The 12,498-nt window shown below is 40.8% G+C and carries 7 protein-coding genes; all 7 read right to left on the reverse strand.

Going from position 1 to position 12,498, the window contains the following annotated elements:
- Positions 1 to 31: 31 nt before the first annotated feature.
- Genes KQP93_RS10190 through KQP93_RS10220 form a run of 7 tightly spaced genes read right to left on the reverse strand, consistent with a single transcriptional unit; the run spans position 32 to position 12,489 of the window.
- Positions 32 to 5,632: a phage tail tip fiber protein gene (locus KQP93_RS10190; RefSeq protein WP_217874276.1), complete on the reverse strand. Its 5,601-nt coding sequence runs from the start codon at positions 5,630 to 5,632 to the stop codon at positions 32 to 34.
- Complete coding sequence (locus KQP93_RS10195; RefSeq protein WP_217874277.1) at positions 5,632 to 7,257, reverse strand: hypothetical protein; 1,626 nt, start codon at positions 7,255 to 7,257, stop codon at positions 5,632 to 5,634. The genes KQP93_RS10190 and KQP93_RS10195 overlap by 1 nt, the downstream gene beginning before the upstream one ends.
- 43 nt (positions 7,258 to 7,300) lie before the next feature.
- A complete protein-coding gene (locus tag KQP93_RS10200; protein ID WP_217874278.1) occupies positions 7,301 to 7,630 on the reverse strand; it encodes a hypothetical protein in 330 nt (109 codons plus the stop codon).
- A 7-nt stretch (positions 7,631 to 7,637) separates the two neighbouring features.
- Positions 7,638 to 8,273, reverse strand: coding sequence for a hypothetical protein (locus KQP93_RS10205; RefSeq protein WP_217874279.1), 636 nt, complete (start codon positions 8,271 to 8,273; stop codon positions 7,638 to 7,640).
- Complete coding sequence (locus KQP93_RS10210; RefSeq protein WP_217874280.1) at positions 8,263 to 11,274, reverse strand: hypothetical protein; 3,012 nt, start codon at positions 11,272 to 11,274, stop codon at positions 8,263 to 8,265. Before KQP93_RS10210 ends, KQP93_RS10205 begins: the two co-directional genes overlap by 11 nt.
- Position 11,275: 1 nt before the next feature.
- Positions 11,276 to 11,929: a phage adaptor protein gene (locus tag KQP93_RS10215; RefSeq protein WP_217874281.1), complete on the reverse strand. Its 654-nt coding sequence runs from the start codon at positions 11,927 to 11,929 to the stop codon at positions 11,276 to 11,278.
- Positions 11,929 to 12,489 (reverse strand): hypothetical protein, encoded by a 561-nt coding sequence (locus KQP93_RS10220; protein WP_217874282.1) that lies wholly within the window; start codon positions 12,487 to 12,489, stop codon positions 11,929 to 11,931. The genes KQP93_RS10215 and KQP93_RS10220 overlap by 1 nt, the downstream gene beginning before the upstream one ends.
- Positions 12,490 to 12,498 lie beyond the last annotated feature (9 nt).

Genomic DNA, 12,498 nt, shown 5'->3' on the forward strand with positions numbered 1-12,498 from the left:
AAATACTAACCTATATTGGGGGGTTTTGCTATTAACTAATCGTTGAGCCATCTTTGAAGGTTTGGCAGATAATACTTTGCGCCGGTGCGTTAACTGTCTGCGTTCCTTCAGTTGATGTTTTCTTGATTTTCAATGTTACTGTTCTGCTAGAGTTCGCTGGTATTGTTGCCGCTAATGTTTTGGTTACCGCAGTTCGCGTTCCATCATCACCACTGAAAGCATGCGTATAGGAGTCTTGTGCACCACTAAAACCAGACACATACAGCAATACCTCTGCTTCGGGCGCAGCGCTGAACCCATGACTGCCTATTAGTTTGATGCCACTAACAGTGACACTACGGGCAAAAGGCAAGCTTGAAATTGTAAAACTGATTACGGTGTATTCTTGGCTGTGTATTGTCGCATTTACATTAGATGATGTTTTCACTCTTAAGTCAGTTACGTCACCCTCTATGTTTGCAGCGTAAACTGTTCCAAAGAAACTCGCATTATTACCAAACAGAGTATCAATGTAAGCTTGATTAATTTGTGCGCTTCCAATCGCGCCATTGGCGATATATGTGGACACATTTGAACTTAGAATTTTACTTAGTCCTGCGAAAGGACCAAGTGTCGGTTTATTGCTCAAATCTGTGTAGCTAACAGAGTTCTGAGTAGCTAATGCCCCGAGTCCGTCGACTTTAGAAGCATCAATTAAAACCCCGCCATTGGTGTCCGATGAAAAAACTGTGTTACCAGACTGGTCGCGAATAGTGACTCTCTCAAGAATGCAACTTATTGCCTTCATGGTACCATCGGGCGACATAGAGAAATTACCTGTACGCGCGCCATTGGATTTGTTGTAGTTAATCGATGGGGTTTTCAACTCTGAACCTATCAATACTCTGTCAGCTAATAAGCTATCGGTTACTAAGCTTTGTATGTAAGCATCATCAATGACAGCTTCACTTATCACTGTTTGTCCATCAACAACTGCAAAAACAGGTTTTAACCCATGAACACCATCACCGGTGGAGTCTTGCACAATTGCAAACCGGTCAGCTTCAACTGAGAAAATAACATTCTGACCGTCATTCACTAAACCAAACCCACCAGACACACCATTTACATACGTTTTTACGCCCCATAGAGCACTAAACTCATCTTGATTATTTGCAACCGTTTGGCTTAGTGTCTCTAAGCTTGCACCAAGACTATTGCCATCCTTATCTTCAATTTCAGATTTTAATACAGTATTAGCAGTGCTAATTGCTGAGTTAGTTTGAGCCTTTGTGAAGTAGTTCTGATAAAGGTCTGCCCCCAAACTATTACCATTAGGGTTTTCTATCTGAGACTTTAATTGTGTTACCGCTGAACTGATTGCAGAGTCTGTTGCCGACTCAGTGTAATAATCATTTATTAGCGTGCTGTTCACTCCATTAATCGCACTATTGAGAGTGTTTTCAACTGAGCTTATAGCGCTATCCGTTTCTGATTTTGTATAGAAGTTACTATTTAAAATTGCACCAATACTGTTACCGTTAGGATCTTCTATTTGTGACTTAAGTGCTGTGGTTGCACTACTTATCGCTGAGTTAACGTCCGTTTTAGTAAAGTAGTTATTATATAAATCTGCTGCAATGCTATTGCCATATGGATTTTCAATTTGAGATTTTAATTGGTTTGATGCTTGAGTGATTGCATTCGTTGTATCAGTTGCTGTCAAATACTCATTAAGTAGTGTTGCACCAATGCTATTGCCGTTAGGATCTTCTATCTCTGATTGTAATAAAGAGATAGCGTTAGAAATTGCGGTGTCTGACTCTGTTGCTGTACGGTAACTACTTGCAAGCATCGCACCTATGCTGCTCCCTTCAGGATCTTCGATGCTAGATTTTAACTGTGTTACAGCATTACTTATCGCAGTGTCAGTATTCGCAGCGGTGTAATAGTCGTTAACTAAAGTACTCGCATTGTTTTGAATTGCACTATTTAGGGTTGTTTGTACTGCAGAGATTGCCGAATCAGTTTCAGTTTTCGTGTAATAATCAGTGCTCAATACTGCAATTACACTATTGCCTTCGGGATCTTCTATTTCCGCTTTTAATGCTGTTGTCGCTTGAGAAATGGCAAGATTTGTCTCTGTCGTTGTTAGGTAGCTATTGAATAGCTCTGCCCCGACACTATTACCTTCAGGATCTTCAATTTCGGCCTTTAATTGATTAGATGCTTGAGCTATTGCACTCGATGTATCTGTTTTTGTGAAGTAGTCATTAAATAAAGTTGCACCTAAGCTATTGCCCTCAGCATCTTCGATTTGTGACTTAAGCAGTGAAGAGGCATTAGAAATTGCCAAGTCAGTTTCAGCAACCGTTCTGTAACTATTTACCAATAAGGCGCCTATGCTATTGCCTTCAGGATCTTCAATTTCAGATTTCAAAGACGTTGTAGCCGAAGCAATGGCACTATTTGTATCTACTGAAGTTAAATACTCGTTGGCTAACGTTGCACCTAAACTTGTCCCCTCGGGGTTTTCTATGTCGGTTTTTAAAGCGGTTGTAGCTGTTGCAATTGCTGATTCAGTATCAACTTTCGTAAAGTAAGCGTTAGCAAGGGTGGCCCCAATACTGTTGCCATCAGGATCTTCAATTTCTGTTTTTAAGTTTAAGGTTGATTGGGCTATCGCTTCATCCGCTGAAGCGCTTGTATAGTAATTATTAGCAAGATCAGCTTTTGTGTTTTCAACTTCGCTTGATAATGCAGTATATTGACGCGCCCTACTTTGTGACTCATTACTAACAACTACACTCAAACTATTTATTTGTGATGTGTTTTCATTAAACGCTGCATTGAGCGTTTCAGAGTCTTGCGCTAGTGCCTCTTGCTTATCAGCTACAGTATTCTGTTTAGTGATTATATCTGATTCAGATTCCCGTCGAATCTGCTGAGCCAAATCGTTAGCGAGCGCATTCTCAATGGCTGCCAAGGCTGCATCATCACTTAATGTCTCCCAAAATTCAAAACGTGCATTAAGCTGTGATTGCCTTTGCGAATTGGCGCTATCAATGTCACTTTTAGTGTAGAAATTGTTAAACAAGGTTGCGCCAACACTATTACCTTCTGGATCTTCAATTTGTGTTTTTAAAACAGTATTTTGCTGCGCAATTGCTGAATTAATTTCTGTCGTTGTTAAATAATTATTTTGCAGCGTTGCATCAATGTTTTGCTCTAACTGTATATCACCAGCTGAAATCAAGTTCTCGAGCTGCGATGAAAGCGTTTGTGATGCAGTCGAAATAGCGCTGTTGGTTTCAGCCTGAGTAAAGTAGTCATTAGCTAGTAATGTGTTTACGGTGTTTAAAGTGCTTGTGTCGCCTTCTTCTAGTTGTGTTGAGAATGATGCTGCTAATTGATCACTAGCATTTGAAATAGCCTCATTAACATTGGAAATGGTGTAGTAGTTATTTGAAAGCGTCGAGTAAATATTTGACGTGATCTGGCTCGTTTCATCTTCAATGACTTGGTTTAAGCTTGCTTCAAGATTGTTGGTCGCAGCTGTAACAACTTCATTTACGCGAGTTTTTGTGTAGTAGTTTGTTGAAAGATTGCTGTTTAAGTTTTGAATTATGATTTGATCATCGGCTTCTATCTTCGCTTTTAACGAAGAGTCCAATGCATTGGAAGCCAGCGATATTGCTTCATCCACACCAGCAATAGTGTAGAAGTTATTAGCAAGATTACTTTTGACATCATTTAATTCACTCGTTAATTCTGTCTTTGAAGCCGCAATCGCCGTTTCTGTATCAACTTGCGTTAGGTAATCACTAAATAGCGTAGCCCCTAGACTAGTACCTTCAGTATCTTCTATTTCAGACTTTAAAATTTGTAATGCATTTGCTCTTGCTTGCTCTGTTTCAGCCTTTGTTGAATACTGTGTGTTCAACAAACTCGTTATAGCATGATCACCCTGATTAATTGCAGCATCGAGTGTTGTGGTTGCCTGTGAAATAGCTTGGTCAACATCCGCTGAAGTATAATAATCCTCTGCAAGCTCTGCCCTGATACTTGATGCTTCAAAATCTATATTAGTAGTAAGCTGGGTGGTGACTTGACTAATAGCACTATCAACTTCTGTCGATGTATAGTAATTGTTCGCAATATTGGCACCAATACTATTGCCTTCAGGATCTTCAATTTGAGATTTTAAAGTCTGCCCTGCTGTTGCGATAGCTTGATCAGTCGAAACTTTGGTGTAGTAATCATTGAAAATAGTCGCACCAATACTTGTCCCTTGTGCGTCCTCTATCTCTGATTTAATTTGTTGAGTAGCAAGCGCAATTGCTTCATCTGTTGTGGCTTTCGTGTAGTATGTGTTTTCAATTTCACCAGATAAAGACAATCCACTTTCTTCAATTTCAACCCGTATAGACTCGGCTGCAGCAGCAATAGCCTGGTTCGCCTCAGTCACTGTTAGAAATTCAGATTCGATACGGGCTGTCATGTTCTCTAATGATGATTCAAACTCGATGATCTTAACTGTGTTGTTCTGCCAGTTCTCATCATTAACGAGTGCGGCATCAATTAGCTGACGTGCTAACGCATCATTTGTGATCTCAATCGCTTCGGCACGTTCTTTTGCAGAAATAGAAATACCTTCAATGTCAGATACTGTGCCTGTAAGCAAATCTAGTGTGTTATTTAGAGCTGCAATATCACCATCAACAATCTCAGAAATAGAATTTGAGATACTTGTTATGTTCGTGAATTGATTGTCGATATCAACTCGCGCAGCATCAATGTCCGTTCGAAACTGGTCAAAGTCAATTGCCAGTAGTCCATTAACACGCGTATCAAGATTCGGAATAACATTTTCTGTAATATTCGATATACGCGCATCTAAATCTGGAATGCTGTTGTTAATTGCATCATCAACTCGCTGATTTAAATCCGGCAATTGAATCGATGTAATTTGTTCTACACGGTCATCTAGATTAGGTATGCTATTGTTGATGATGTTATCGACACGGCTATCAATATTCGGTATCTCTGTTATCGCACTATTTAGAAATTCACCTAAGTGCGAAAGCTCAATCAAACCGCCTATTTCATCAAGAATAGTGGAGGCTGATTCTTTTGTTTCGACCTCAATACCCCTTGAGCCCTGTGTTGGCCCTATCACATCAACGACATTTACGAACCGGATCCAATAGTAATACTTGCTCCCCATATCCACCGAGTCAGAAAAGACGTTTGTAACTTCTGTGGCTATGCGTACTGCTTGTGAGAAATCATCTGTATCAGCTCTTAATACTTCAGCATACGCGTGCCCTTTATAAGTTGGTGCATCCCATTCAATAGCGATGAATGTAAAGCCACCTCGTCCAATGACGTTTATTGGTTTATGAGGGTTTTCAACAAGTGGCCCTGTTGGGGGCAGTGGTGAGTCATCATTTGAGCTATTTGAGTTTCTGATCAACGCTTCTCGTTTTAGCGCATCTAAATTTACTAGGTCCTTGTATAAAAGAGCACGGTTTTCACCACTTCCTCTTTGGCCGGTTAATAGCTCTACGTTTTCAGTTAATGCTGTTTCAGTTTGCTTTCCACCTTGTCGCCCTATACCCGGGAAATCACTTTTGCGCAGACGTTTAGCCATTAAGCAGTCACCTCTCGCATTGTTGTCGCGATTGATACGCTATGAACAGTCCCTTTGCCATAGACCTCAAACGCCCATGAATCTCCGCGTGTTGTAGGTAACCTAAATGCCATTTCAGGTATTTCACCCGGTGTAAGATGTAATACCTCAACTTCATCTGCAAAGACTTTAATACCAGACAAGTTCACATCAACACCTTTCACCATGGCACATGAAAAATTAATATCGCTTGCTTCAAAGTCCTTAGAGCGCCAACGATAATCCATCTTAGTCGAACCAGATCCCCATTTTACTAACTCACCGTTCTTGCATAGATACAATGTGTCATCGACTAGATTATTAAACCCGCAATCGGCTGCGTGTTCGAAGTGCCTAAAATCACCTGTTTTAGGGTCAAAAATAAACCCTTTATCTAACGCCGCACCGTAGTATGCTAGATAACGCCCCTCATAATAATAAGCTTCAATTGTATGGGGTTCGTACTCTTGCCACTGTTCACGTGTAATAATTTGCTCTGTGAGCATCGTTAAACCACTCGACGTTAACGCAACAAGTCCGTCCGGGCTTGCATAAATAAATGAGCCATTGACGATAACTGCAGAGCGCGCGCTCACGCATGCTTGCTTGAACTCGAGCTTTTGACCAGACATTGCACTAGGCGTTACACCGCTGAATAAATACGGATAACCTTCAGTTAAAACAGCAAGCGTATTGCCAAGTGCGGCCATCGTTACAATGTCATGCTCGGTTGTTTGTTGGTAATCACTGGGCCAAGCATAGGGTAAGTAGGCTTCACAAAAACAAACTGTACTATCAAAAAATCCTGCAAGAATACCATTTGCCATTGACGTTAAACCGATCATGTTCTCATTCGGCATTTCATAATCGTATGTGTTTAGCGATTCGCCCAGCTCATCACCTTGCACATTATCAATGAAATTTGTTTGAGAAATAGGCAATTCGGCAACGAGTAAGTAATCGGCTGATCCGCCTGCTGTTGCTGTTCTATAAATCCTTCGACGAGTGATATTAGAAAGGTTTACGTTTGGTGGGCTTAAGATTAGTGAGACAGAGGTGTCAGGGTTGTCGGGATATTTAATTTCGACTTTTAATGATGCTTCACCCGGTGGACCTTCTTCACCTTGGCCTGTTACAAATGTATGCGTGTAATAACGAGTTTCATCATCATTCGGGTCAATCTCAGCCCCTTCTTCATTCTCGTCTACGCCTTCAGATACACTACAAGATATTTGTGTTTCTGGTGGTTGAACACCTAACCGGTAGGACGCTGCAGGCATTGTGGCACCAATGAAAATAGCGTTATTTGTCACTTTAGGGTAGCCATCACCTGTAAAATAAACTCGTTGCCATTGATCATCTGCAATCGGACTTGGTACAGCATTCACAACTTTGCTCCACGAAAACCAATGTTGATTTAAGTGTTTGTAAATACTCTTTGTATTACTAGGTAATGTCACACCTGTACTCAAAGGGACTTTAAGCGCTGATAAGTTGCCATTATCAAAATGACAACCAAATGCTTTTGAGGCTGATTCGTTAGGGAGTAAACGCGGGTCGAGTTTAGGCCGTTCACCGGCGAAAGTTTTTACAGTGATTGCAGGCATAGTATTCGCTTTTGAATATTGAAATTAGGTAGGCTTTGGTGAATTATTGGTTGAGCTTGATAACTTTGCTTTCCCATTTGTGAGCACGTTGGCAATGATTATCACCATCAAAAGGTTTTGCCAGTACATCAATTATTCGCATCTGTAAGTAATACCGTTTATCGTTCCTTAGCCGGTAACTTCGTGCCGAAATAGACTCTAAATTAGTGCCATGGCAAATATTGCAGATAGTGATATCAATCCCATATAAGCCATTAAAAGCCCAACGGCAACCAATCACTGTAAATGCCGTTAGCAATATAAACGGCACGATAAAAAAAAGGCCACATAAAATGTAGCCTAATAACGTTCTTACTGTTTTTAAGAAATCCATATTTCACCTATTCAAAGAAAGCCTTTCTAGCCATAACAAATTGCAAGCCAAAGTTTTTAAACTCAGCTTCATCGACCAATGTTAAAACCTTAACGCCCTGTCGCGTTTCCGCATTAAAATTTACAGGGAAGAATTCATTTTCCGATTCAAACTCTTTAGCAAGCTCTAAGGCACTTTTTAGAGCCGATAAACCATTTTGATTCGACTCGTTTAATGACACTTGGACACCTTTGAACTCAATGCCTATTAGCTTATTTATGTGCTTCTGATATGGCTCTAACACTTCTGTAGGCGTCATTAATGGCGGCCTTTCGGGTGCTTCTGGTAGCGGTAATGGCTGAACGTTAATCACCTCACCTTCATCATTTTCATAGGGTTCTGGTAAGTTCGCGTTATGCTCTTCAATCTCAATAAGATCAATTAAATAATTAAGATAAAGTTCAGCCCAATCCCATTGCAGAATTTGTGCATGTAACTCAGCAAACATATCTAAGTTATCTATTTTGCCTTTAGATATGAGTTCTGGAATGTTTTTGGCAATCGGACGCTGTAGTAACGTTGGTAGGCCTTGTTCGTTAACAACAGGGTTTTGCTCAGCGTCGAGCTCAATAAATTCTAAAATAGGGGTAAGATTATTTGACATTTTTAAGCCATCCTATAGGTTCTACACTGCAGGCTGTGCCAACTAAATTCGTATGGCCGTTCTCGTCTAGCATAGTGGTTTGATTATCAGCGATATGAATTTGTTCATCATCACCCCAGTCACCTGCAGTTTCATCATAGGTAAGTTGGGCATAAGCGTAGTGGATAAACGCTTGCTGATCTTTTACTACGTTATAATTTAGGGCTTTAAAACCATCTACCACCTCACTCCCATCAAGAACTAAGGCAGAGTGAAAATTCCCGTAACCAACTCTCTCTGTAGGTGTCAACAAAGAGCTGTCGACGAAACCAAAACTACTTAACTTAAGATTTTGAATAGCACCTTTGTTATAACTTATTGTGCCTGATACACTCCCCACCAAAGAGTATTTCAAAAGCCTTCCCCTTCTTCCATCAGGGGAAAATCCGTCACTACTCGCATATACATAACCTAAGCCATTTTCACCTCCATAAATCTCATGATTATAAGCATCAATAGTTACATTGGCTTTTGTTACATACTGCCAAACAGAAACCCTTGTTGAACTATATGCCCCTGTAACGGCTGAGATCACATAATTGTATGTTGCATCTCCACTGAGCCAGTTAGAACCTTGATCTTCTGTTACAATCTGTCTTTGTGTTGATGTGGGGTTTATACTTGGCCTAGTAAGTTTATATGTTTGAGTTGTGCCATCTGGAATCACAGGATTCCAAGTGCCTAACCACCCCTTATTTAAGTCATTACAAAGAAGTATTTGTGAGGGGTGACCAACAACCTCTGTATGTAAGTATTCATCCGAAACTGAAGGTAATGACCTTAAATCATCTCTATAAATAACTATATTATAAGAGCCTGCTGGGAAGTCATTGGCAATAGAACCTACAACATAGCAAGTTGAATCAGCATCTGTTCTTATTGAGAAAGCTTGCAAAGGATAAACTGCTCCACTTGCTCCTACTATGTAACAGCCACGTATTCCAAGATCTACAGGTCTTCCTGTCGCTGATATACCAAAATCTGACCAATCCGAAAATTCATTACTAAATCTTTGTCCTGATGCGATCAATTTGGTTACTCCACTAGAGTTGATAGCCCCATTTGGAGTAGTTATTGTTCCTACTTTTGTTACACCTAATTTATTTCTACCACGGTAGGTACCAAGTTTAATTTTTATATCAATTTCTTCAAAATCTTCAGCTTCCACCCCCCATGATGAATAACGCATATCTCGACACACACCACCTTGGCCGCTTGCATAGATTGCATCATAGTAACGGTCATCGGATCTGCCACTTCCGGCTGGACCATCTATAAACCCTGAAGTATTGGAAGCACATGGGGTGGGGACTCCACCCGTAGGTTGAAGATCAAATGCCTGGGACTTTTCTGTAGGGACACATGCAGGATCGATGATATCATCCCAAGTTGCACTGCCATTTATGATGTTGTTACCCGACCTGGAGTCTCGCCACTTTGCAGCACCAAGAGGATTTATACTTGGGTGGTATGCTCCTGTATTTAGTCTATTAATAGTGCCGCAAGTTAAAAAATAGCATTGCCCGTTTACACCTTTTGAATTTTTATACTGACTATGTGTAGTAAATACCCCTAAAAAAGGTGAATCATTAGCTGTTGCATAGAACCCTCTATAATGGTTAGCATCCGCACTACCTACAAATGACTCATCACTATCACTAATACCTTTAGCATATACCCTGTCGTATGTGGAAAAACCTAAGATATTTTCTTTATTCTCAATAAAACTCCAATCACCATTACCAGCCCCAGCAAAGCTACGACCAAGTACACACCATTGATAAAACTTACCTGTTGAATCATCAAAATAAATACGGTTGGCGTTGCCTCGATCACTTGCAATAGCAATACGCTGAGCTTCAGTTGCAGTTTGCCAATTTACACCTTTACCTCTGCTTGTTGTATCACCCTTATACCAAGCAAAATAAGTAATAGGCCTTACATTATCATCAACCGTTGCCACACCATTGATACTTGAAGCTAATGATTGAGGCAAACCATCCTTATACACAAAGGGGTCATTATCATTGATTTCTCGCAAAAAGGCTTCAAAACCCCACATATCAACTCGGTCAGTTACTACCTTATTTGTTGCTGTTTCTGCTGCAAATGCAAGAGTGGGGGTTGCATGAGTAACTGATACCCCAGTTGCGCTATCATATGTACGTGTACCATCTTCAGCAGGTGGTAGTTTTATATAATTATGCCTTAAACTTGGGCTTGAATTACCAATACTATTTATCTGAGTAATAACTCCAGCTATATGTATATAAGGATTATCTTCTTTACTATCTCCACCAAGAGGTTGGAGCCCAGAGGCACCTAACCTGAGACCTTCGGACAGTGCGTTAGGTGTCCACAAACCTCTCTGGACAATAGTGGAATAGCTAGAACTAGTATAATGCTTGCCGAGATGCACAAAACCATTGGCTGCATACTTTTCTTTATTTGCTGCTCGCATAGCTTCAAATTCAACCTTCCGCATTGCCCAAGGATAAGGATGAATAGCATCAATTTCTGCTAGTTTATTATCATGATCTCGAACCATTTGAGCAGGTGTTTTGAGTGATTTTTTTACACCGTGACTATCAGTCAGCTCTTCCGATGCATTATCAGAGTTAAGCCACTTTCTTAATTCATCTAGAAACAGTTGTTTTTGGTTAAACTGTACAGCAATTTGACCTGCAACGCGGGTAAGAATAGTGCCTGAAGTGTTTCGAACAATTGCATAGTTAGCAGCATTTTGAGTACTTCCTTCAAACCCTCTATCCAATGTAATGCTGGTATCACTATTAACAGCAATCACTTCATACCATGTTTTAGCATCTAAGGTGAAAATATCCCCTACGGCTATTGCTGTAACATCGTTTTGCCAATTACTGCCTACACCAGTGACAGCTTGCTGGTCACTCACCACATTTACGGCACCTACGCGATACCACGCGCCTGCACTTGCTGTCATGTTACTGCCCCTTCTGTTGACCCATCATTGCACTGTCAGCTTGGTTTTTCTGACCTAGCTGATTCTCAAAGGCTTGGAGGTGCATTGTGCTTTTATTAGGATCTGCTGCATATTCCGCGTCTTTCATATAAGAGCGGTATAAAATCCATTCAATAATGGCGTTGACGTATATATCGTCTAAGGCAATAACAGCGTTTGTATCATGTTCGGCCATACCAATAGATGCTGGCGCTTTCGAATAAGCGAGCGTTAATTCAACACCTGCTGTTACACCTGGATAAACGTAAAAGGTTTTTGGCACTCTCTCGTCATAGATATAAAGCTGCACTTCAGTTGCATCTGTACCGGCATACCAAGACTCATGATTATCATCGAGCACTTGGCGGTTATATGGTCCGCGAATAGCCTTGCCGGTGGCGTTACGTGTGATATCAATCAGCCTTAACGCATCTGCTGGCAACGCTTGCTTCGTACCTTCGACACACGCAAAATCATCGATATCAATGCTGTAAGAGTCTGGTCGACGCAACACGATTGCACGTTGAGCATCATTCAAATAATTTAATAGCTCTGGTTCAGGCCAACGAACAAAGCCTGGATCGTTTAATAACTTGTTTACTCGCGTAGTAATTTCTTTAGATGTGACAATAGCCATTAGTAAAACTCTCTTGGTTTAGTTGGTCGCTTTTCGTCCAGCGCATTGATTGCTTCGCGGTAGGCAAGACGATAACCGTCTATAAAATTCCGGCGGTAGTGCTCTGAAAAATTAATTTCAGTCCATTGGGTGTTAGGCATTTTCATGAGTGTTGATGCGGCACCATCGGCAAGGTAATCAGCATACTTGCTGATAAGCGTGTCATTTGCGTCAAAGTCATCAGGGAGTGAGAACAACGGTGTAATGTAATAAAACACTTTAAAGGCTGAGGTATTCTTTGTGATAAACACTTCGCCACTTACTGATACGTTGTAATCAAGACCTCGCTCTAGCTCATGGCCGTTAGCATCTAATACAAAACTAACGCCCCCAAAAGCGTGGTCATCATCAATAGTTAACCGTGCTGCCTCACCTTGATTGAATTGTTGTGAGCGAGCCAAGTACAAGGACTCAGCGCAAAACTTTTGATATGCACGCTTAAGGTGATCAAGTGCAAATTTCTCAAGAACGCCACCGCAACGCTCTCGAACGAGCGGGATCAAGGTAGACAGCTGAGTCATGATTATTCC

The sequence above is a fragment of the Pseudoalteromonas shioyasakiensis genome (genome assembly GCF_019134595.1).
GTDB lineage: Bacteria > Pseudomonadota > Gammaproteobacteria > Enterobacterales > Alteromonadaceae > Pseudoalteromonas > Pseudoalteromonas shioyasakiensis_A.

What these genes read in the sequence shown, in the direction of transcription:
- KQP93_RS10190 (WP_217874276.1), bottom strand. Translation starts at nt 5,632, where the DNA reads ATGGCTAAACGTCTGCGCAAAAGTGATTTCCCGGGTATAGGGCGACAA.
- KQP93_RS10195 (WP_217874277.1), bottom strand. Translation starts at nt 7,257, where the DNA reads ATGCCTGCAATCACTGTAAAAACTTTCGCCGGTGAACGGCCTAAACTC.
- KQP93_RS10200 (WP_217874278.1), bottom strand. Translation starts at nt 7,630, where the DNA reads ATGGATTTCTTAAAAACAGTAAGAACGTTATTAGGCTACATTTTATGT.
- KQP93_RS10205 (WP_217874279.1), bottom strand. Translation starts at nt 8,273, where the DNA reads ATGTCAAATAATCTTACCCCTATTTTAGAATTTATTGAGCTCGACGCT.
- KQP93_RS10210 (WP_217874280.1), bottom strand. Translation starts at nt 11,274, where the DNA reads ATGACAGCAAGTGCAGGCGCGTGGTATCGCGTAGGTGCCGTAAATGTG.
- KQP93_RS10215 (WP_217874281.1), bottom strand. Translation starts at nt 11,929, where the DNA reads ATGGCTATTGTCACATCTAAAGAAATTACTACGCGAGTAAACAAGTTA.
- KQP93_RS10220 (WP_217874282.1), bottom strand. Translation starts at nt 12,489, where the DNA reads ATGACTCAGCTGTCTACCTTGATCCCGCTCGTTCGAGAGCGTTGCGGT.